Genomic DNA, 20,830 nt, shown 5'->3' with positions numbered 1-20,830 from the left:
TTTCATATTTAATTTCCGTATTTGATAGAGTCATATATATCCCCTTAATACTATAAATTCTTATTTAATAGACCTTCTATTTATAAACAGCATAATAGCACATTATTCCTCCAGTATTTTATCACAAGAGGTATTCCCTTGTCCTAACTATTTGCGTATTAATTTTTATATTTTCATAATTATCAATTTATATCAAAAAAACACACAGGTTGCTAAACCTGCATGTTTTACTGATTTACATGTATTGCCAATAACATTGGACCCTGTTTTATACCGTTGCAAACCCCATTGTTTTACGCTCTTTCTTCATACCAATCATCTCAAAATCATCTGCAAGCAATGTCATTGCTTCCTCCTTTGAAATCTCCTTATCATTGTCTGCACCTTCGTACAGACGATTTGCCTGACGCATAATCGCATGCTCCAGCAGATTCCTTACAAATCGTCCATTTCCAAACTCTGCTTCCTTGGAGGCAGTCTCGAAAATCGAACGACATTTTCTCTCTGCCGCCTGTCCCTCTAAGCGAAATTGTCTTTGCTCCAGCATCCGCTTCATTATATCCAAAAGTTCATCAGTATTGTAATCCGGGAAATTCATATGAAACGCAATCCGGCTGCGCAGCCCCTCATTTTTATCCAGAAACTGTTTCATCTTCTCTGGATACCCGGCAAATATCACAACTACATCATCGCGGAAATTCTCCATCATCTGTACGATCGTATTGATTGCCTCTGCACCATACGTATTTCCATCTTCCACAAGTGCATATGCTTCATCAATAAAGAGAACCCCGCCACGTGCAGATCTGAATTTTTCCTCCACATTTTTCGCCGTCCAGCCAACATATTTTCCAACCAGATCCTGACGTCCACACTCTACCAGTTGTCCCCGTTTTAGAACTTCCTCGTTTTTCAAGATCTGTGCAAGCAATCGGCCTACCGTCGTTTTAGCCGTCCCCGGATTCCCTGAAAAAAGCATATGCATCGTAAAATTTTCATCCACAATTCCGAACCGCTTCCGCGTCCTTTTCAGCCTTGCCGTAGCACAGAGTTCATCAACCACCATCTTTACCTCAGTAAGTCCGATCATCTTCTGCAGCTCCTCGTATGGCGTTCTGGGTTTATTCTTCACCTTAAGCCGTACAACATCCTGCTCCTTATACGCCTTATACACATGCGTTTTCAGTCCTTTTCCATACCAGTGATTATACGCCTGATAAACATCCGATGCTGTATATTCAACCTTATCTTTAGGCAAAAAAACATCCAGATCCGATGTTGAATAATCTTTATACACCGTCTTACCAGCCAGCCTTTTCAAATATGCCTTCGCATCTTCCAGATCTCCATGTCCTTCATCAATGCTGACCACATCTGCATTTTTAAGCATCATTGCCACGGCATCGTCTGCAATATTTCTCTGCGACGAAACATCCACGAATATAAATAAGATATCATTTCCATAGGTCTCCATCTTCGAAGCAAACCGTTCCATCAAGCCTGAATATTCCTTTACCCGGCTGGTATCCTGATAAATAGACAGATACACAACCACCGTTCCGCCTTTCATGGCATTAAATAAAACGTCAAAACCTTCATCCCTGTATGCGGTTCCTGCAAGATCATACATACTACAAACTCTTCCACCGAGCAGTCGTTTATTTTTCACCAATGCGGAAACCAGAATCTTGATCATCTCCTGTGCCGCTTTCTTTTCTCCTGCCGTAACCAGATAATGCACGGGGTGTCCATAGAACTTCTTCTCATTTTCATCAGAATAGATTCTTTCCATTTCTTCCCGAAAATTATCCGATGCCATAATATCGGAAAGCTGCGCAAAGCTTAGCTCCTTATTGATATCTTCTCCTGTACAAATAGTCTCTTCTATCTTATACATAGCTCCCTCCGTGAGGAGGTAACGTTTCGCCCGAATATTCAATCCCAATCTGTCAACCAGATCTTCACCTTCACATCCAATCCATGTTCTGTCATTCGCATACTGTACTTCCCGCTGAAAGTCCTCAATCGTCAGTTCGGTTTTCTTCTTGAATTTTGCACCAGGAATGACACTTCCAATATAGTTCACACACGATGCAAGCTCTATTTTGTCTGCCTCACAGGCAACCACCACAGTCAACTTATTTCCTGTCATTCCACTGATGACTGCCCGCATTCGCCTGTCATTATTATAATGATTTTCAAATTTTGTATTCAATGATAACATCGTTCCTTGATACCGGCATCCCGACCGCATGCGATCCTGTTCTTCCCGTCGTATCTTCTCCACAAAGTCCTTTGGGCATTGAAATATCAACCTATACAACAACATGTCGCTCTCATCCTTTCCTTTTGTTTCTTCCGTTTGTGAAAGGATTATACCTTCAAAAAGCCGATTTATCATTAAACTTGTTGTTTTATTTGTTTTTAAAAAAACAACACTCTTCCTCATTGCACTGTACACCATCCGAATTTCGAAGATTCAGATGAAATACATGACCACTTTCCGGATGCCCAGCGCCAAATGCCCGCGTCACATGCGCCACACCAATATCATTCATCCTCTTATCCAGTTCTATCGTGTGAAACCGCAGATCATCATTCTCACTGTACATCAGATACGCTTCCGGAAAATCCGCATTCATATATGCTAACTGATCCATGAACAGCCGATACTGTTCTTCTGACACAACCAACGTACCCTCTTTCCTGAGATACCAGTTTGAGATCGTGTCATCCCGTTTTCCCATGTCGTATGCACCACAATTCAGGCAAACACGAACCGGCAGCTTATCATAGGTAAAATAATCCAGTTTCTCCCGATATTCCTGATTTGACGCAGCAATGCAATACTGCGCAGTGAGCTGTGCTCCCGCCGAATCTCCCAACATGAAAAACCGATTCATATCCAGGCCAAACACCCGCGCATGATCATCAATATATTTTACGAGATATGCTACATCCTCTATGGCAGACGGATATTTATTCTGCGGTGCCAGACGATAATTAAAATTCACAACTACGAATCCGCTTTGTACCAGATGACAGCAATAATGGCTATACAGTTCCTTATCTCCATAAAACCAGCCACCACCATGCACACTGACGATCACCGGATATGCTTTATCCGAGTCTCCCATATAAGATGCCGGCACACAAAGATCAAACAGACTGTTCGATACATAGCTGTCTGAATCAATGTCCGACGCATCCCCGGATGATGCATACAACATCTCCCTTTGCTTATCCATCTTCCAGCTATCCAAAATCGCAGCAAACCGCTCTGCATCCAATTTCTTCTTATAATCTAAATTTTTGATCTGTACAACATTTTCCGGATATTCCAGATCTTTGTCGCGCAATCCGTCATTCACCATCCACGCATGGCGCATATTCACCCATAGCGGAAGTTCTTTGTTCTCCGTTCCTCGCTTCATAATCTCTGCTACATTTATCATAACTGCTCTCCTTTCGGGACGTTTCTTTTGTCTTGTGGATCGTCCCTCTGTCTCACTACATGTTATTAATTATTCTACCGCATTTGTGCTTACATGTCATTACAACAATTGTTATCTTTTCATAACGTCTCCACTAAACATATTGTGAGAAATTTAAAAAATATATATAATAAACCCAACATTTCGAGATCGAATCTTGTCTTTATTATGTAGAGACTTATCAAATATTATAAGAGGAGAGACAAAACTATGGATTCAAACTTAAGCTACTATGTAGAACTGGCAATGCAGGGAGATCAAGCAGCGCTTGAGGAGATCTACAGGCGAACATACTGGACGGTATATTATACATGCTTCAGTTTCCTAAAGAACGAGCAGGACGCAGCAGATACCACGCAGGAAGTCTACGTGACTGTCATGAATTCCCTGTCCACACTGCAGGACAAGGATAAATTCCTGTACTGGTTAAACCGCATTGCGGTAAACAAATGCAAGAACATTCTGGCACGGAACAATCCGGTTACCGTAGATATGGATGTTGCTGAAAATGTCATCCTGGAAGAAAACGAAAACTTTCTGCCAGAGGATTACATCACGAATCAGGAGAAACGCCAACTTGTGATGAATATTATCCGTACATGCTTAAACGACGTACAGTTTCAGACAGTATTTCTGCATTACTTCAACGGATTTTCCGTATCTGAAATTGCAGAGATCATGGAATGTCCGGTCGGAACGGTTACATACCGTCTGAGCGTTGCGCGCGGCAAAATCAAGCAGGCAGTTACCCAGTACGAGAACATCAACAACGAAAAGCTGTACTCCGTTGGAGCCATCCCGCTTCTTGCCTGTCTGTTCTCAGAGGAGTTCCGGAGTCTGTACCACGTCTCTCCAACCCCTGCTAATATTTTCAATTCCGTCTCTACAAATACACTCGCAAAAGCAGTCGCAAAGAAAGGAGCGGACGGAATGTTAAAAACCGCAAAAGCAAAAATCATCGCCAGCGCCGCTGGCATCATAGTTGTAGGAGGAATTGCAGCCGCAATCATCACAGGCACACGAAACAAAGAGAAAGATCCAACCACCGCCGGCAGCATCACAACGGAAGGTACATTTACGACAGAAGCAGCAGACAGCACTGTGGAACCAGAGCACAAAGAGGATGAGGTCTCGACAGATGACAGCAGTCAGTCGGATGGTGCTCTTTCAGATGAAAATACATCTGCCAACACACAGAGTACGGAAGATGGTTTCTGTGGACTAAAAAATAGTTACAAGGATGATTATAAGGCTACATTTGGCGATATTATTTATGGAACAAATGACATTAATTCAGCGGAGCTTAAACTTGATGGCATTGAAACTTCTGTGAACGATATTTTATCCGCATGCATTGAAGATGGAAATCTAAAAGGTTATGATTCGTGGCTGGATTTATATATATCAGATAGAAAAGACATAGGAAGTGTAAATATTGCGGCAGGCGAAACAGAGAAATCAGTAAAATTTTATAAAGAAGCCGGTGATTTTTCAGCTGCAATCACATTATATTTTGCAAATTATACTGACGGTGACCTTCCATTATCCGAATGCACATTAACGGGTGCCTATGTAACGGATGCAGTGGATTTAGTCTTTGATGACACAATTCGATTGGGTTCTAACATAGAAGATATGATTTCGCTGTATGGTACGGCATATAATGCAGGTGGATTATCCATGTCATATAAATGGGCAAATGACGAATGTGAATATGAAATTAATGCCTATGTAGATAATGATAATAAAATCACAAAATTTGAGTGGTATCGTTAACAAAATTGCATTTGTAAAACTGGGGACGCTTCTTCTGTCGCAAGGAGCGTCCCCTTGTCTTATAAATATACTTCCAAATTTTTTCAAAAAAATTTATAATAAACTCAATATTTTAAGTCCGAAACTTGTCTATATTATGTAGAGACTTATCAAATATTATAAGAGGAGAGAAAAAACTATGGATTCAAACTTAAGCTACTATGTAGAGCTGGCCATGCAAGGCGATCAGTCAGCACTGGAAGAAATCTACAAACAGACATATTGGACGGTCTATTACACCTGCTTCAGTTTTCTGAAAAATGAACAGGACGCGGCGGATACCACGCAGGAAGTCTACGTGACCGTCATGAATTCCCTGTCCACACTGCAGGACAAGGACAAATTCCTGTATTGGTTAAACCGCATTGCTGTAAACAAATGCAAGAACATTCTGGCACGAAACAATCCAGTTCCCGTGGATATGGATTCCGCAGAAAATGTCATCCTGGAAGAAAACGAAAACTTTCTGCCAGAGGATTACATCACGAATCAGGAGAAACGCCAGCTTGTGATGAATATTATCCGTACATGCTTAAACGACGTACAGTTTCAGACAGTATTTCTGCATTACTTCAACGGATTTTCCGTATCTGAAATTGCAGAGATCATGGAATGTCCGGTCGGAACGGTTACATACCGTCTGAGCGTTGCGCGCGGCAAAATCAAGCAGGCAGTTACCCAGTACGAGAACATCAACAACGAGAAGCTGTACTCTGTTGGAGCCATCCCGCTTCTTGCGTGCCTGTTCACAGAAGAATTCAAGAGTCTGTACCATGTCTCTCCGACACCTGCCAATATTTTTACTTCCGTCTCTACAAATACACTAATTAAAGGCGCAGCAAAGAAAGGAGCAGACGGAATGTTAAAAACCACAAAAGCAAAAATTATCGCCAGTGCTGCTGGCATCGTAGTCGTAGGAGGGATTGCAGCCGCAATCATCTTAGGCAACCGTGACAAAGGAAAAGATACGACAACGGTCGCAAACATCACGACAGAAAGCACAATTACAACAGAAATGGGATCCGAACCATCGGATACCACAGCCATCGCTGACGACACATCCTCTGAAGAAAATACCGGAGATGCAACCACTCCATCAGCGGATGCAAGAAATCTGGATATCAAATTAGAGGTCGTCGGAGAATTCTCGGACGGTCTTGCAGCAGTCAAAGAAAATCTCCACGGGAACTGGGGATTTATCGATGAACAGGGTAATCTCGTCATTGACTTCCAGTATGAATCCGTATATGATTTCCGCGAAGGACTTGCATGTGTTCAGAATCAGTATGGTTTTTGGGGCTATATCGACAAAACCGGAAATGTTGTCATCCCTTGTACATACGACCATGTAACCTACTTCTCCCCGTAGAATTGAGGGACGCTTCTTTATCACAAGGAGCGTCCCTCTGTCTTATTTAAGTACAAGTTGTCTTCCCAGCATCTTTCGATGATGCTCCGCAATGATAGACTTATTGCAAAAAAGAGAGAACCCTTCCCAGTCCTCTCTTCCCAATTATCGTATTCAATCAGATTATGTGCCTGTAACCGAACCTCCGCACGCGGTTTCCCGCAGGTTTTTAAGCAGAACAGAAAAAAGTTTGATGATTTAATTGTTTGTCAGACATCCCCATTTGTTATATCCATGAACATAAACATATAACCAATAACGGATAACAGATAAGCATTTACCTTGAACAATAACCATTCTATTTTTTATATACATGCACGTATATTGTCTGTCCTGCTTCGGAATCCTTCTTACAGATCCACGTCAAACTGAATCGTCTGATTATGCATATCCAAAGCCATCTGCATATCCAGAATCTCCTTCGCGACCTGCTCATAGTCCTTCTTCACGGTATCGAGATCGTAGTTGATATAGCGATACTCCGGCGACGTGCTTCTGGACAAGTATCCTCCCTGCGATGCTCTTGACTTCGGAAGCTGTTTCCGCATGTAATCAAGAACTGCCTTACGTCTGTTCAACTGCGCCATCTTCACAAGGATCGTATCCACGCTCATTTCCGTGTCGCCAACCTGCACCTTCGCGGTTGCATTTGCGAGATTCAAAGCGTGCTTGATGACTGCCATCTTCGCATCAATCTCCGCAATCGTTGCAGCAACCGTAGCATAATCGTAATCCGGAATCACCGGCTCTTCGTCCACCGCGGCCACATACGTGCTTGATTCCGATTCCTTCTTCAGCCAATAATTCTTATCTTCTTCCAGACTGCGAAGCATCTTGTTCGCATAAGCGGATGTCATTTTCTGCATCGTTCATTCCTCCGTTTCATTCACTGCATTTTCTTTTTGTTTCATATTTGCAGTCTACCGCAGGAATCCGGGGGTGTCATTGAACGGGTAGTTCAATCACCCACAATACTCCGCGAGTGCCCGGTGAAACGCCTGATAATTCGAGTCGTTCTTCGAGCTGCAATATACTGCATATTCGATATTCTTAAATGCATATAAATAATCCTTCAGCACACGCTTCGAAGCATCTGCCACAATAGCAGGATCATTCATAAATACACCACATCCGAAAGCACCCAGCACAATCGACTCCACGCCCTCGGTCACTGCGATATCCAGCATCCGGCGCAGGCGTGTCTCATGAATGGTTCTTAAATCCGTGTTTCCGCCAAGAATTCCGTGGCGCAGATTCGGTGCGGCACAGGTAATTATATCGACCTCGTACCAGTCCTTCTCCGGCATCGTGCGCGGGGATGCATCATCACTTTTGAACACGATGATATCCGGCGTGTAGATGACATCGCCGTTATAGAGCAGACTCGACATCGCACGATGTGGCAGGTAGAAGCCTTCCATCATCGCATTTGTATTCAGACAGAAATACAGATCCGAACACCGGCACAGGCATTCCTCCTGTGCGCTAGCACCATTCACAACTCCGCCGCCCGGATTCTTCGCCGACGCAAAATTATGCACGGCAGTTTTCGTTCCCTTATAAGCACGCGCAGCTTCCAGACTACGTTTCTTCGATACAACAACGTGTGCTTTCTCTTCATAGATGTTGAGCTTTGGTGTGGGGAATGGTTCCTTCTCCAGGATCAGTTTCTGCCCTACCCTGGATTTCTTCACACCTTCCACCAGCCGTGCATGTTCCCTGCACATCTTCTCTGTATCCTCAAACACCTCTACATTTGTATTTCTTCCCATTTAACGTTCCTCCATTCCGCTACGCGCTGATACCATTACTCCGATGAATTTATTTTATGTTGTTCTCTTTTTTCTCTTATTCTCATACATAGACTGGTCCGCCATATTAAGATAATCCTGCAGGCTCTTCTGCTTATCCGGCGTATCTATGAAAAACGCCCCAGGTAACATAAAAACCCGGGGCGCCTTCAAAAAATCATCAGATATAAATTAGTTACAGCGTTCATAACGAACCGTAATCGCTTTTATCTCCTTGGCAAAAGTCTTATTTAACGCTTTGCTGTCTACCCGCCATCTCCAATTGCTGCCAACCGAAGAAGGTGTATTCATTCTCGACTTGTTGTCTAAGCCAAGGTAATCCTGAATTGGAACAATACAGATTTTCGCATTACTTCGCATGATTACGCCAATGAGCGGAATATACATTTTATCTGCCGGTGTATAGTAATCACACAGATAGTCTCTTGCTTTTTTCCTACCTTCGTCATCGACCTCCTGCCACCAGCCGACCAGTGTCTCATTGTCATGCGTGCCTGTATACGCTACACAATTCTCAATATAATTATGAGGTAAATACTCCCTCGCCGAACCCGTATCTCTTGTGTCAAATGCGAATTCCAACACTTTCGTCCCCATGAACCCGCTATCTGCAACAAGCTTACGGACTGTATCCGTTATATAGCCAAGATCCTCCGCAATCACGGATTTCCTGCCAATCTTCTTTTCGATTGTATGGAACAAATCCATGCCAGGACCTTTTTTCCAACTGCCATTTACCGCGGTCTTATCCCCGTATGGGATGGAATAATATTCATCAAAACCACGGAAATGATCAATACGTACAACATCATATAACTCGAAGCAGAATGAAAGCCGTTCAATCCACCATGCATACTCTGTCTTTTTGTGGTAATCCCAATCATAAAGAGGATTTCCCCACATCTGCCCATCAGCCGAAAATCCGTCCGGCGGACATCCCGCAACAGCCTTCGGTGTACAATGTTCATCTAACTGGAACAATTCCGGATGCGACCATGCATCTGCACTATCCAATGATACATAAATCGGAATATCTCCGATAATTTTAATTCCTTTTTTATTGGCGTAAGCTCTGAGCTTATACCACTGGTTGAAAAACTGGAACTGCATAAATAACTGAAAATCAATTTCGTCTGCCAGCTTCTCTTTATATTCACGTAAACCTTCTTCTGTACGACTATGAATTGCCTCCGGCCATTCAGTCCAGTTCATTCCACCAAAATGATTTTTTACTGCCATATATAAGCAATAGTCATACACCCACGCTTCATTCTTCTCTAAGAACGCCTTATACTCTGTACTGTTCTTATGCCTGCTTCTCTCACAAGCCTTGCGGAGCAATACATACCGTCCATTATATTGTTTTTCATAATCAACAGACTGTTCGTCTGTTCCAAAGTCAACACTATCACATTCTTCTCTTGTCAATAAACCTTCGCTAATTAAAGTTTCCAGATCTATGAAGTACGGATTCCCGGCAAATGTGGAAAACGACTGGTATGGAGAATCTCCATATCCGGTAGGTCCCAAAGGTAAAATCTGCCAGAACGTCTGACCAGCTTCCACTAACCAATCCACAAATTTATATGCTTCTTTGGAAAAGCAGCCAATTCCATACTTTGATGGCAGACTGGAAATCGCGAACAATATTCCTGCTGTTTTATCCATATATGTCCTCCTTATACGTCAAGGCAAAACAATTATACTCTGCGTACGCTTTCGCCCTCGATCAGATTGTGTGGGGCATAATCATGTTCACACCCCAGTGTGTAATGTATATGCTTCATCAAAAGCTCCACACTCCGCTTCGCAATGCTGTTTATGTCCTGACCCATTGATGTAATTCTCGGTGTGTAAAATCTCGATATGACTGTACCATCGAAACCTACCACCGATATATCATCCGGTACTTTTTTCAAAGCCTTTTTTACACCCAAGATAACGCGAGAAACTGATCTGTTTATCTGAAATCTCGCCCCCCATTACGACAATATCTTTGTGTCCGTAGCCTGTTAAATACTGCACGAGTTCCATGGTTGCAGCCTCATCATCTACACATACAGAAGATACATTGTCAAACGCTAACTCCCTTGCACTCGTAGTTGCAACAACACAGGGTATGTCAAGTTCATTCATACGTTCATCAAATGAAGAAACTATTGTGCCGGCCTTTCATGATAATTGTAACTGTATTTCCGCCACATCGTTTCAGCTTTCTGGCATTTCCGTTTGGTTCAAAATTGCTCTCTTCGATAATTTTGCTATATCTTTGATCGTCATATAATCGCTCCTGTAAAAAATGTGATTATATATTAACCCTTAACAGCGCCAGCTGCAACCCCTTTGACAATATATTTTTGAGCGCATAAGTAGAATACAACAACCGGAATGAGCTTTATCTCATATGTGAATGACTTCCGTGTCACAGAAGCACGTGCAATGCTCACATCGACCAATGATTCGATTCTTGAAATCTCACAGAAATGCGGATTCTCAAATCTGTCGAATTTCAACCGGATGTTCAAAAGAAAATATGGTATAACGCCAAGGCAGGTACGCAGCTGAGTCTGCCTCGTACTCATTCGTATTCGTGTACCACGCGTCGCCATTTGGCTTTACTACACATACTATGCTACTTCCACCATACTTTCTCATTCGAGCCGAAAGTTATGCTGTCCGGTGTCAGCGGTAAATTCTTATCCGACCATTCGGCAATCAATTCGGGATGTACTGCCGATAAACTGTTGCTCATGTCAAAATCTCCACTTCCTCAGTGATTAGAGTATAGGAAGTTTCGGCTTTTTCTTGTAGTTTGCGAATATCCGTAAAATCAAAAAAGCCCTTTGAGAAAAGATTTGTCTTCTCTCAAAGGACTTTTTTGAATTACTTTTATAGGTTTCTTTGAAAAATCACCATATCCACCAATCTGACGCCACATTCAGCTTTCACACCGTTATCGTCAAGCACATACATAGTGCCTCTTTCAAGATAACGGTCTACCATTAGATAAAAGCATGTAAAATTTCTTTTACATAGCTTAATTGCGGTCTATTTAGCTTGTTTCCTGACTACTCAGGAAAAATATTTCTACCCTCGCCCCACCTGTATTTTCAGAACTTGAAAGTTTAATCCCTCCGCCATATTTTTCAGCCACAGTTTTTGCGAAAAAAAGCCCAATCCCATAATGGACTTCGCCATTTCTACTTGTGTCATCCATAAAAAACTGCTCTGTGCCATGCAATAATGCTTCTTTTGTAAATCCTGATCCGTTATCCTCCACAATGAATGTCAGCCGGTCATCCTGCTCCTTTGCATCAATATAAATGATTCCATTTTCTTTTGTATGCTCCACTGCATTCTGAATCACATTCATTACGGCCCGGAACATTGGATCATAAGCAATCGTTACCTTTTTATCACTTTGTTCCGCCTTCCAATCTATCTTCTGGTGATAGATTTCTACCAGTCCGAGTGCCTGTTCCTTTATATCTGCGAAAAAATCTTCTAACCTCACCGTTGCATAGGTAACATCTCTGCAATTCCATGATTTTGTGACATCTATCAACTGTTTTACATAACTTTGTATCTGTGTTGTGCCGTTCAAAACATAAGTGATATTTTTCTTCTGTTCTGTGGTCAGTTCAGTCTCTGAAAGTAGTTCTGCATTTCCCCGTACAATCGTAAGAGGTGTTTTAATATCATGCGCCAAAGCAGACATCTGCTGTTTCTTTTCCTGCTCTGTTTTCCACTGCTTTTCTAAAGATTCTCGCAATGCATCTCGCATATCATCGATTGCCGATAAACAGTCATCAAACTCTTTGATACCGGAACAGGATGTCTCATATTCCAGATTTTGATCCTTTATTTGTCCGATTGCGTCTAATACAGGCTGCATCTGCTTTTTGATTCTTTTTCCAAAACGTATGGACGGAATGATGATAATCGCTACCGCTCCAATCACAGACATAATAATCATCACATTCTGTGGTCCTATAAAATGCTCCCTCAAAAAAGCTGAATGATATTGAGGTGTCAGGCGATATTGCAATACAACATATTCATTTTCCCTTACAATTACTTTATAAAAATATTTCCCGGATGCGTTTCCGTACTTTGCAACATTCCATGCTATCTGTTCGTATTGTTCTGACAGATCTCCACCTATTTTCTCTCCATTCTCTGAAAAGATTACATAATCACAAAGTGCGGGAATCATCTCAGCAGTCACTTTATCTGCACGTAGAATCGTATCATATGCTTCATTAATCTTTTGCTCTGCATAATTTGCCGGATAGATACAGCCCACACTAATCAAAAGGTACAGCAGCAGATAAGCAACAATCACCAAACCAACTAATGATCCAAGCATGACCAGTACATATCTCATAAAAATCCTGCTGAGTGCATTGCTTCTCTTTACTCTTCCCATTTATATCCAATCCCCCAGACTGTTTTTATCGGTGTATAATCATAATCCGCAAATTTTGCTCTTATATTTTTGATATGCGTGATTATAGTACTGTCATTACTTTCATTGTCAAAGCCAAAGACCGCTTCCAATATCTGTTCCTTCGAGAAAACCTGTCCCCTGTTTTTAGCCAGGAATTCACAGATTTCGTACTCCGCTTTCGTAAGAGGAAGTTCCTTATCATCAACCAATAGTTTCTTTTGAGATATTTGAATACAGACCCTCCCAAAAACCATCCGGACAGAATGTTCCCTGTGCTCTCTTCTAAGATGTGCATTGATCCTTGCCCGAAGTTCCATCACTCCAAATGGCTTTGAAATATAATCATCTGCTCCTAAAGAAAGTCCGTTTACCAGACTGTTTTCCTCCGTTTTTGCCGTAAGAAACAAAATCGGACAATCCACAAGTGCCCTGATTCTTTTGCATAATTCGAAGCCATCAATTCCAGGCATCATAATGTCCAGTAAAATCAGGTCATAACGATGTAATTCTTCCATATTAATTTTTAGTGGATTACTTACTTTGGTAACCAGATGTCCATCCTTATTCAAAATGCTTTCTATCATTTCCAAAATTGCCGGTTCATCATCAACTGCCAGTATTTTTGCCATAGTTTCCCTCGATTCTATTCCGATATTCTGTTTCCTTCCCAGTGGTTTACCCACCAAAAATAGTATACCATACTAATCCCTGTAAATATTAAGCAACCTGGTATGAATGACAACCATTCACCTACACTAGTTTCTCCCAATACAGATTGCAGATAAGTATATGGTACTCTACCCGTCCAGCAGACAAATACATATTTCCACACATAATCTCCAAGTCCGGTAAGCATCAATGCACTGATCAGTCCTGATATAATCCCTGCTCCAATCGATACCCCTTTTCCAAACTGAAAAGCCAGAATCAGCTGCCACAGATAAAGTGGAACACTGCTTCCCCACAGCAGCAATGCTGCAACAACACATATTTTTACAATTTCAATATTGCTGTTACTCCAGCTACCACTTGCTGATATCATTCCAAATCCAGTTCCAAATATCAAAGCAGTCAATAAGACAGAGCCAAGACAAAGCATCAGTAACAGCATCAGCTTCGATATAAATGCCACCCTTTTTTTCGATAAAGATAACAGATTTTGAAAATCACCTGCATTTTGTTCCTGTTCCATCACACTTGCTGTAAAAATTCCAATAAGTACCGGAAGTCCTGCTCCTATTGCCTGATAAAATGCAATCACTTTCATATTTTCATTCCATGGTGAAAAAAAGTAATATATTAAAAATATAACGCTGGTTATAATCGGAATCAATAAGTGTGCCAGAATCACAGATGTTCCTTTCATCTTTCGCAAGTCTGCATTAAGAGATCTTCCAATCATCTTATTTCACCTCTCTTCTCTCAAACCATTTCAAAAACAGAACCGTTACAAAAACAAACCAGATGATTGAGAGACACATTCCCGGAACAATGACTCCCGTATCCAAAAGAGGATTCCCTGCTTCTGCGGCAAGTCCATTTGGTAAAACATGAAGCAACGGGCACATCATTCGCATAGGGATTGCAGAAACAAGTACATACCAGATTCTGGTTTGTGATATTACCACACCGCTGACGGTAATAAATAGGCAGACGAACAAGTTTACAATCATTCCAAATCGTTCACTTAAAAATAAAGCTACCGGAATCTCCCATAACTCAGAAACCGTCAGAAACAATACTGCAATCAACGCTCCTCCAACTGGAACATGTGTCGTTAGAAGAAAGCCTCCAAGCGTTGCTCCTGCAAACACAATCACATTAGAAAACAAAATCATGTACCCAATATAAATAATTTTCCCCAGCAACAATTTTCTTCTGTCTGTGGGAATAGTCATTAAATGATAGTATTTTATCTTTTTCTCCTGCGCCACAGAAAGATAACAAAATAGAGCAATCATCCCCGGCAGCAAAAGTGTATACCACCAGTTCCAAACACTTTCTGCATAAGCATTTGTCATCCCAAGAGTAAATATAAATGCCATGACAAATGTAAGAAGAGGAAATCCCCAGATAAACTTTTTTCGCATGGTTCTTTTGGCTTTTTGATGTTCTGCTTTTACAATATTAACCATGGATTTCACCTGCTTTCTGGTTTTTCCTTACTACGTCCATAAACAGTTCTTCAAGATTCTGTCCCTGATTCAATGCTCCCTCGTATCCTAAGATTCCACCTGAAATAATCCCGACTTTATCTGCAAGTAACTGTACCTCTGAAAGAATATGACTGGAAAGAATTACAGTTATTCCCTGTCCTGGGAAGGAGCGAATCAGTTCTCGTAATTCCTCGATGCCTATTGGATCTAATCCATTCGTAGGCTCATCCAATATCAAAAGTTCCGGTTCTCCAAGCAATGCCATTGCAATACCTAGTCTTTGTTTCATTCCCAAAGAGAACTGCCCAGCTTTCTTCTTTCCGGTATTTGTAAGTGATACAATCTGCAAGACCTCATCAATTCTGTTTTCATCTGTACCAAGCAATAATTGTCTTACTTTCAAATTCTCTCTGGCGGAAAGATTTTCATAAATAGGCGGATTTTCAATTAACGCTCCTATTTTTGACAAATCCTTCCTATTCCATAGTTTTCCATCAAGGTAAATCTTTCCTGCAGTTGGTTTCATCATACCGGTCAGCATTTTCAATGTAGTAGATTTACCAGCACCATTCGGTCCAAGCAGTCCATAAATCTGTCCTTTTTCTATATTGAGTGAAACATTATTTACCGCTTTCTGCTTTTTAAAATATTTACACAAATTTTGTGTCTGCAACATCATTTCCATCTTTTCTATCCTTCCTTCTATATTTTATTTCTTACTGAAATATAATCTATCAGGGAAAAATAAAGATTTGATGAAGTTTGCTAAATTTATACTCTCTCGGTTCCTTCTATACCGACGACAACATAAAAAAGAGAATTTCGAGACGACAGGCCTATCTGAAAACGCAAAAGGAAAGAGCGAAAGAACGAAAAGAAAAGCGGAAAGCTACATACGAAGCTATGTCTCCAGCTAAACGCCTACCATGATGCGAAATTCGCACTGGAAAGCCACAACATAGACCTCACTGCAATCACCAGTTCCAATATCAAAATACTGCAAAATCGACTCGAGCAGGCTGAGCAGGATATGTATAACCTTGAGGAGCAGCAGCAACAAAACGAGCGTGATCTAAAGGAGCTGCAGCGCCACCAGAAGGAAATTGACACCTATCTAGGGAAAAAGCATGAAGATATTTAATCCTCATGCTTTGCAGTAAAGTTATAGAAAAGGCATCCGAACGGCATTTGTTACACAAAATGCCGTTCTGTCTACTAATATATTCAGATCATTATAATTTCAGATCAAAACCTCTCTTGAATATTTCTCCATATTGTCCCATCGTTACAGTCAATGATTTATCAATTTGCTCTCTTGTAATCCCATCCAACGCACCTGCTTTTATCGCTTTTCCAGGTTTCCATGTTGGATCGGCAGCCTTTGCCGCATCATAAAAAGCTTGATTATACTGTCGTTCATATTGTTCTAAAGTCCACGTCCCCTTTAATCTGTCCCGCTTCTTTGCAGACTTTTGATAATGGTAAAACACATCTGAACGTTTTGTAGTATCTCCGTTTGCAATTCCATTTTCTTCAAGGAACTCCCGTTTTGCATTATCAAACATTTCCTGTCTGTTTTTTTCAGGAATATCAATAATCACGTGTCTCTGCGAAATAGGAATATCCGTTGCGTCCATACCTGCAAGACCAGTTGCCGGAGAAATATAGTCCCCATCTTTGTCATAGTTCTTCATCAAATTCTTTATGGCTGCCGGATTGGTATACATCATTCCGTTTGCATTTTGCATCATTTTACTTATAACGGTTTTATATTGTTTGCTGTTTGTGTTAATCCCTGCTGCTTTTAACTGTGATTGTACTGCACTGCTATTGAGCTGGGATAATTGGAAACTCCCTATTGGATTAAATGCCGACTTTCCGGATGAATTTTGAAACAAAAAAGCATAATCTGTAATTTTTGACATAATGTAACCTCCTTGTGCACATTATATTGTAAATCCATTTACTGACTCACATTGTATATCGGCATAATCGCTTTAATTGTTCACCTTTTGCTTTTAGTATACTATTCCACTCGCAATACAACAATTTTAATCATGGATTACCCATGTACCTTTCTTAGAAGAACCGATATGCTCCACAACACCATCTTTCTTTAATTTATTGATATGATAACGAACTCCTCCAACAGAAAGCCCAAGCTGCTGTGCAATCATCTTTACTGTAATGGAAGGCTGTTCACCCATGAGCCTAATTATTCTCCCTACATTTTCTGTGTTAGTTTCTGTGTTAGTTTCTATGTTAGTTTCTGTGTTAGTTTCTGTATTAGCATCCCTTTTTCGATACATATTTACTCTGAAATCGCCATCAAAATCAATCAACTCCGGCTTCGGTAATCCATATTCCTCACAGGCTGCAAATAACCTCGGTATTCCAGTTCCCCATTTTTCAATAATTTTCATGTACGCAAAAGCTCTTGCGATTGCGGGATTTCTCGGTCTTGAGTAACCTTCTATCATTTTTTCGATCGTAACATTATTCAGTAGCATACCCGGCGAAGTAATCTCTAGTCTGTCATCATACAATGCCACTTGTATATTTCCCGGCTCAAGATAACTACGATGAGCCACTGCGTTTGCAATCAACTCTCTTATACTATCTGTAGGAAGTTCATATACATCTTGTCTGTACATTCCCTTTATGGTCATTCCCATGTTAATTTTTTCAAGAACATACTGGTATGCAGCATCCATTTGTTCCTGAATAGAACCCTCAAACTCTCTCCGATCAACAAAATGTGCCCGATTGGTTCCCTTGAACACGCCGCACTGAATAACCGGCTGCCCTACCATCCGTCCGGTCAAAAGTGCATATGCATTGGTCGGATATACCTTTCCGCCTTCCTCCTTCAGAACGCCCCATGAAATCAGTATATTTCTGGTGACATCCTTAATCTTCACTTTTTCACTATCCTGCCATGTATTTCGTATGGCAGTCCCCTTCAAGCTCTTGCAGAGCTCCTCAATCTCACTATCTGATATATCCATATTCTGACATATTTCACTGTCAAAATAACGATTCTTACCTTCCAGCATCAACTCTCTTAACATATAATCCTCGACATGCCTAGTCGTACCTGCAACACGCACATAAGTACCATCAAACACACCTTGTGATTTTATATAGTATGGACGCTCTGCCCCTGGGAATATCTCTACCACAATCACTGTCTTATCCTTAATCGTCTGCATCGCCACATCCGGTCTGATTGCAGGTTCGCAAGAATCTGAAATAGCATTGGTAATGGCATCCATTGTCTTATAGATACTATCTTCATCCATTCCCACAACTTCTAAGGTCTTGTCCTCTATTCCGAAAACAATTTTTCCTCCCCTACCATTGGCAAAAGCTACAACAGTTTTCATATATTTTTCGCTTTTATCCGGTACTGCAACCTTATATTCAATATTTTTTGATTCGCCGGAAAACAGTGTCTCTTCTGCCATATTACTACCTCCAATATCTAAAACAATATTCCTTCTACATTTATTCTTTGTCAGTCTAATTCTAGTCCTGTTCTTGTTCTATCTCATTTTTCCCCACTCTAAATGTTTTTCAAACGTTTGATTAACTGCCTGGCAAACGAAAGCGCTATCTCATCACAACTATATTTAGACGAATCTATTGCCTGGATATCTGCAACTGTCGGATATTTCTCCTTTAATTGCTCTACAGAAATATTATGTAAAATAGGCAAAATTAATTTCTGTCCATTTCTATTTTGACGATTCAAGAACTCGCCAAGTTCTCTCTCGGTCCATTCTCTATCAAAGAAATTCTCTGAAATCACAATAATTGCAAATTCAGCTTTCTTAGTTCCATTAAGGATTCTGTCCTTCCAATTATCTCCCCATTCAAGTTCTTCTTTATCATAAAATATTTTAACACCCAACTTTTTTAGAGACTTATATAGTTCCTCTATTAGATTCTCTTTATCCTTATTCGCATGAGATATAAAAACATCATATTCTGGCAACGAATTTGCTTGATACTTTGGCACTTCCACTGTTGATATGCCATTCATTTTATCTATATAGTTCTTGTCATTACATATACTTTCTAACGCCGCAACTAATTGATTATATTTCCTATGAAATAGCCATGACTCTATTTTCGGAGCTAACACATGCTCCTTTAAATATTTATTGAAAAATATTTCAACATCATTCATCCATATTTCGTGTTGCTTTTTTACATCATAAAAATTACTATTTATTGCTTCATACGATTCTTTATAAGATGTATCTGTGCCATTCTTTTTTGTTCTTTCTATTAGTGTTTTAAGTTCTTCTTCAAAAGCCATCCCTTGTTTCCCCTCTTTTGTGTCATATACTATATAATCCTAACCACTTATAATCGAAAAATACACATTGATTATACCATTTTTCACTCATACCCGCAATTAATACCACAACATCATGCAAATCATTCTATCAATCCTATCCGGTCAGCTACATCATCAGAAGCATACTGAGATACCGATACTCTGCAGGAGCATTTTCATCTTTGGTCGTTCAAATGGTATCTGAAACTCCGCTTTTCTGCTTCTTGCCATGAATACTACAAATAGCATCGTCATAAAATAAGGTTCACATGCTGTATGTGTTACCGAACCATCTGCCCGTGTGACTTCTCTCATATCCACCGGAATATGACTTTTTTTACACGCTTTCTTTAATATCTCTGCGGTTCTCTCATCATTCACATCTATGGAAGTAACATCTTTACCCTCTTGGTTAAAATCCTTTAACGAGCCATGTGTCTCCTTATAGTTGGAAACCACCTTATCGACTACCTTGCCGAGCAGAGTTTCCTTCTGCTCCGCACTCATACCGGGATTTTTCTCTTCTGAACGTTTACAGGCTTCCGCAATGGCTGTTATCAGATCCACGCTGACAGTCACAATCGCCTTTCCCGTTTGGAATGACTCCTGCGTCAACTCATCGACCATTGTTCTGTCCTCCTGTTATATGTTTTCCTATGGCTTCTGTCTGTGGGTGCTCTCACCCATAGGATACACATTTTAATGCACATCTCTTGTTCCTCCTTAATTTCCTTTATCTGAACTTCTGGACAAAATGTCCTAAAGTTACATTCATATACATTGCCCAAAGGGCACAAAAAAAGAGCATCTATGTTTCAATCACATAAATGCTCTAACGCTGTCGTTTATATTAAATTGTTATGGTTTGTCAGTTCGACAAACTTGAATTGAACTAAATCGCTGTGCGATGGCCTGCGAAGGCTGTGGCACAGTTTTCTCTTTAACTTAAAAAGGCAGTAGATAATGAGCCCTAAAAGTAGTATTGTTAAATCACCACAAAATAACAATCGAACAGGTTCATCATTAACACTGCCATGAATAGAATAACACCAGAATCTCTTTTTCTCAAGAGGATATCTTTAATACGTGAACCTCCATGATGGCAGTGACTCATTAACGTTACTAGTATCATGGAGGTTTATTATGTACGAAAAATATTTTAACAAGCTCAGAGAGGAATGCCTGATTCGTAACAGGTCCTCCCGAACTGCAGATACCTATATCAACAACATACGTCACTTTATGAAGTGGACAGGCTATAAATCAATGGAAGATTTCTTCTCCAGTCCAAGCGAAAGGGCGATGACGGCAATGTCCGTCACCGCCCTTTGCTCAAAGGTTCGCAGCTGAT

21 protein-coding genes are annotated in these 20,830 nt (G+C 40.7%); 3 read left to right on the top strand and 18 right to left on the bottom strand.

What is annotated here, in order from left to right; translation table 11 throughout:
• Positions 1-268 precede the first annotated feature (268 nt).
• Both KP625_RS12025 and KP625_RS12020 read right to left on the bottom strand, forming a co-directional pair.
• Positions 269-2,314 carry an AAA family ATPase gene (locus KP625_RS12025; RefSeq protein WP_238298058.1) on the bottom strand — a complete coding sequence of 682 codons (2,046 nt, stop codon included), beginning with the start codon at positions 2,312-2,314 and terminating at the stop codon, positions 269-271.
• A gap of 100 nt (positions 2,315-2,414) precedes the next feature.
• Complete coding sequence (locus tag KP625_RS12020) at positions 2,415-3,455, bottom strand: alpha/beta hydrolase (RefSeq protein ID WP_238298056.1); 1,041 nt, start codon at positions 3,453-3,455, stop codon at positions 2,415-2,417.
• 249 nt (positions 3,456-3,704) lie between these two features.
• Between KP625_RS12020 and KP625_RS12015 the strand changes: the two genes are divergently transcribed.
• Together KP625_RS12015 and KP625_RS12010 are read left to right on the top strand one after the other, a co-directional pair.
• On the top strand, positions 3,705-5,270 hold the full coding sequence (locus KP625_RS12015) for an RNA polymerase sigma factor (RefSeq protein ID WP_238298055.1): 1,566 nt from the start codon (positions 3,705-3,707) through the stop codon (positions 5,268-5,270).
• A 178-nt stretch (positions 5,271-5,448) separates the two neighbouring features.
• Positions 5,449-6,678, top strand: a complete 1,230-nt coding sequence (locus KP625_RS12010; RefSeq protein ID WP_238298053.1) for a sigma-70 family RNA polymerase sigma factor — start codon at positions 5,449-5,451, stop codon at positions 6,676-6,678.
• A gap of 389 nt (positions 6,679-7,067) precedes the next feature.
• Here KP625_RS12010 and KP625_RS12005 read toward each other — a convergent pair whose 3' ends face one another.
• The 16 genes from KP625_RS12005 to KP625_RS11930 all read right to left on the bottom strand — a co-directional run bounded on the left by KP625_RS12005 (position 7,068) and on the right by KP625_RS11930 (position 20,106).
• Positions 7,068-7,583, bottom strand: coding sequence for a hypothetical protein (locus KP625_RS12005; protein WP_238298052.1), 516 nt, complete (start codon positions 7,581-7,583; stop codon positions 7,068-7,070).
• Positions 7,584-7,679: 96 nt separating this feature from the next.
• Positions 7,680-8,489, bottom strand: coding sequence for a TIGR02452 family protein (locus KP625_RS12000; RefSeq protein ID WP_238298051.1), 810 nt, complete (start codon positions 8,487-8,489; stop codon positions 7,680-7,682).
• Between the two features lie 210 nt (positions 8,490-8,699).
• Complete coding sequence (gene malQ / locus KP625_RS11995; protein WP_238298050.1) at positions 8,700-10,196, bottom strand: 4-alpha-glucanotransferase; 1,497 nt, start codon at positions 10,194-10,196, stop codon at positions 8,700-8,702.
• 32 nt (positions 10,197-10,228) lie between these two features.
• Positions 10,229-10,447 carry a substrate-binding domain-containing protein gene (locus KP625_RS11990; protein WP_238298049.1) on the bottom strand — a complete coding sequence of 73 codons (219 nt, stop codon included), beginning with the start codon at positions 10,445-10,447 and terminating at the stop codon, positions 10,229-10,231.
• On the bottom strand, positions 10,428-10,664 hold the full coding sequence (locus tag KP625_RS11985; RefSeq protein WP_238298048.1) for a hypothetical protein: 237 nt from the start codon (positions 10,662-10,664) through the stop codon (positions 10,428-10,430). The genes KP625_RS11990 and KP625_RS11985 overlap by 20 nt, the downstream gene beginning before the upstream one ends.
• Positions 10,665-10,840: 176 nt before the next feature.
• Positions 10,841-11,110: a hypothetical protein gene (locus KP625_RS13720; protein WP_238298047.1), complete on the bottom strand. Its 270-nt coding sequence runs from the start codon at positions 11,108-11,110 to the stop codon at positions 10,841-10,843.
• Positions 11,111-11,160: 50 nt separating this feature from the next.
• A complete protein-coding gene (locus KP625_RS11975; protein ID WP_238298046.1) occupies positions 11,161-11,280 on the bottom strand; it encodes a zinc-ribbon domain-containing protein in 120 nt (39 codons plus the stop codon).
• Between the two features lie 300 nt (positions 11,281-11,580).
• A complete protein-coding gene (locus tag KP625_RS11970) occupies positions 11,581-12,957 on the bottom strand; it encodes a sensor histidine kinase (RefSeq protein WP_238298045.1) in 1,377 nt (458 codons plus the stop codon).
• A complete protein-coding gene (locus KP625_RS11965) occupies positions 12,945-13,607 on the bottom strand; it encodes a response regulator transcription factor (protein WP_055195518.1) in 663 nt (220 codons plus the stop codon). Before KP625_RS11965 ends, KP625_RS11970 begins: the two co-directional genes overlap by 13 nt.
• 14 nt (positions 13,608-13,621) lie before the next feature.
• Positions 13,622-14,380 (bottom strand): lantibiotic immunity ABC transporter MutG family permease subunit, encoded by a 759-nt coding sequence (locus KP625_RS11960; RefSeq protein ID WP_238298043.1) that lies wholly within the window; start codon positions 14,378-14,380, stop codon positions 13,622-13,624.
• Position 14,381: 1 nt separating this feature from the next.
• Positions 14,382-15,113 carry a lantibiotic immunity ABC transporter MutE/EpiE family permease subunit gene (locus tag KP625_RS11955; RefSeq protein WP_196020371.1) on the bottom strand — a complete coding sequence of 244 codons (732 nt, stop codon included), beginning with the start codon at positions 15,111-15,113 and terminating at the stop codon, positions 14,382-14,384.
• Positions 15,106-15,819 carry a lantibiotic protection ABC transporter ATP-binding protein gene (locus KP625_RS11950; RefSeq protein WP_118544624.1) on the bottom strand — a complete coding sequence of 238 codons (714 nt, stop codon included), beginning with the start codon at positions 15,817-15,819 and terminating at the stop codon, positions 15,106-15,108. Before KP625_RS11950 ends, KP625_RS11955 begins: the two co-directional genes overlap by 8 nt.
• A gap of 547 nt (positions 15,820-16,366) precedes the next feature.
• A complete protein-coding gene (locus tag KP625_RS11945) occupies positions 16,367-17,059 on the bottom strand; it encodes a DUF3879 family protein (RefSeq protein ID WP_117781707.1) in 693 nt (230 codons plus the stop codon).
• Positions 17,060-17,185: 126 nt separating this feature from the next.
• Positions 17,186-18,601 carry an ATP-binding protein gene (locus KP625_RS11940; RefSeq protein ID WP_238298041.1) on the bottom strand — a complete coding sequence of 472 codons (1,416 nt, stop codon included), beginning with the start codon at positions 18,599-18,601 and terminating at the stop codon, positions 17,186-17,188.
• A gap of 98 nt (positions 18,602-18,699) precedes the next feature.
• Complete coding sequence (locus KP625_RS11935) at positions 18,700-19,458, bottom strand: toll/interleukin-1 receptor domain-containing protein (RefSeq protein ID WP_195541640.1); 759 nt, start codon at positions 19,456-19,458, stop codon at positions 18,700-18,702.
• A 156-nt stretch (positions 19,459-19,614) separates the two neighbouring features.
• Positions 19,615-20,106 carry a hypothetical protein gene (locus KP625_RS11930; protein ID WP_238298039.1) on the bottom strand — a complete coding sequence of 164 codons (492 nt, stop codon included), beginning with the start codon at positions 20,104-20,106 and terminating at the stop codon, positions 19,615-19,617.
• Between the two features lie 516 nt (positions 20,107-20,622).
• On the opposite strand from KP625_RS11930, the gene KP625_RS11925 reads away from it, so the two are divergent.
• Positions 20,623-20,829, top strand: coding sequence for a hypothetical protein (locus KP625_RS11925; RefSeq protein ID WP_117781706.1), 207 nt, complete (start codon positions 20,623-20,625; stop codon positions 20,827-20,829).
• Position 20,830 lies beyond the last annotated feature (1 nt).

The sequence above is a fragment of the Eubacterium sp. MSJ-33 genome, assembly GCF_022174665.1.
Lineage (GTDB): Bacteria > Bacillota > Clostridia > Lachnospirales > Lachnospiraceae > Coprococcus_C.
This window is presented reverse-complemented; position numbering and strand designations above follow the sequence as displayed.

Excerpts from the sequence above, each read along its gene's own strand:
- KP625_RS12010 (WP_238298053.1), top strand. The coding sequence starts at position 5,449 with ATGGATTCAAACTTAAGCTACTATGTAGAGCTGGCCATGCAAGGCGAT.
- KP625_RS11975 (WP_238298046.1), bottom strand. The coding sequence starts at position 11,280 with ATGAGCAACAGTTTATCGGCAGTACATCCCGAATTGATTGCCGAATGG.
- KP625_RS12000 (WP_238298051.1), bottom strand. The coding sequence starts at position 8,489 with ATGGGAAGAAATACAAATGTAGAGGTGTTTGAGGATACAGAGAAGATG.
- KP625_RS11945 (WP_117781707.1), bottom strand. The coding sequence starts at position 17,059 with ATGTCAAAAATTACAGATTATGCTTTTTTGTTTCAAAATTCATCCGGA.
- KP625_RS13720 (WP_238298047.1), bottom strand. The coding sequence starts at position 11,110 with ATGAGTACGAGGCAGACTCAGCTGCGTACCTGCCTTGGCGTTATACCA.
- KP625_RS11925 (WP_117781706.1), top strand. The coding sequence starts at position 20,623 with ATGTACGAAAAATATTTTAACAAGCTCAGAGAGGAATGCCTGATTCGT.
- KP625_RS11950 (WP_118544624.1), bottom strand. The coding sequence starts at position 15,819 with ATGGAAATGATGTTGCAGACACAAAATTTGTGTAAATATTTTAAAAAG.
- KP625_RS11930 (WP_238298039.1), bottom strand. The coding sequence starts at position 20,106 with ATGGTCGATGAGTTGACGCAGGAGTCATTCCAAACGGGAAAGGCGATT.
- KP625_RS11935 (WP_195541640.1), bottom strand. The coding sequence starts at position 19,458 with ATGGCTTTTGAAGAAGAACTTAAAACACTAATAGAAAGAACAAAAAAG.
- KP625_RS11955 (WP_196020371.1), bottom strand. The coding sequence starts at position 15,113 with ATGGTTAATATTGTAAAAGCAGAACATCAAAAAGCCAAAAGAACCATG.
- KP625_RS11985 (WP_238298048.1), bottom strand. The coding sequence starts at position 10,664 with ATGAATGAACTTGACATACCCTGTGTTGTTGCAACTACGAGTGCAAGG.
- malQ (WP_238298050.1), bottom strand. The coding sequence starts at position 10,196 with ATGGATAAAACAGCAGGAATATTGTTCGCGATTTCCAGTCTGCCATCA.
- KP625_RS11970 (WP_238298045.1), bottom strand. The coding sequence starts at position 12,957 with ATGGGAAGAGTAAAGAGAAGCAATGCACTCAGCAGGATTTTTATGAGA.
- KP625_RS12020 (WP_238298056.1), bottom strand. The coding sequence starts at position 3,455 with ATGATAAATGTAGCAGAGATTATGAAGCGAGGAACGGAGAACAAAGAA.
- KP625_RS11940 (WP_238298041.1), bottom strand. The coding sequence starts at position 18,601 with ATGGCAGAAGAGACACTGTTTTCCGGCGAATCAAAAAATATTGAATAT.
- KP625_RS11960 (WP_238298043.1), bottom strand. The coding sequence starts at position 14,380 with ATGATTGGAAGATCTCTTAATGCAGACTTGCGAAAGATGAAAGGAACA.
- KP625_RS12005 (WP_238298052.1), bottom strand. The coding sequence starts at position 7,583 with ATGCAGAAAATGACATCCGCTTATGCGAACAAGATGCTTCGCAGTCTG.
- KP625_RS11965 (WP_055195518.1), bottom strand. The coding sequence starts at position 13,607 with ATGGCAAAAATACTGGCAGTTGATGATGAACCGGCAATTTTGGAAATG.
- KP625_RS12015 (WP_238298055.1), top strand. The coding sequence starts at position 3,705 with ATGGATTCAAACTTAAGCTACTATGTAGAACTGGCAATGCAGGGAGAT.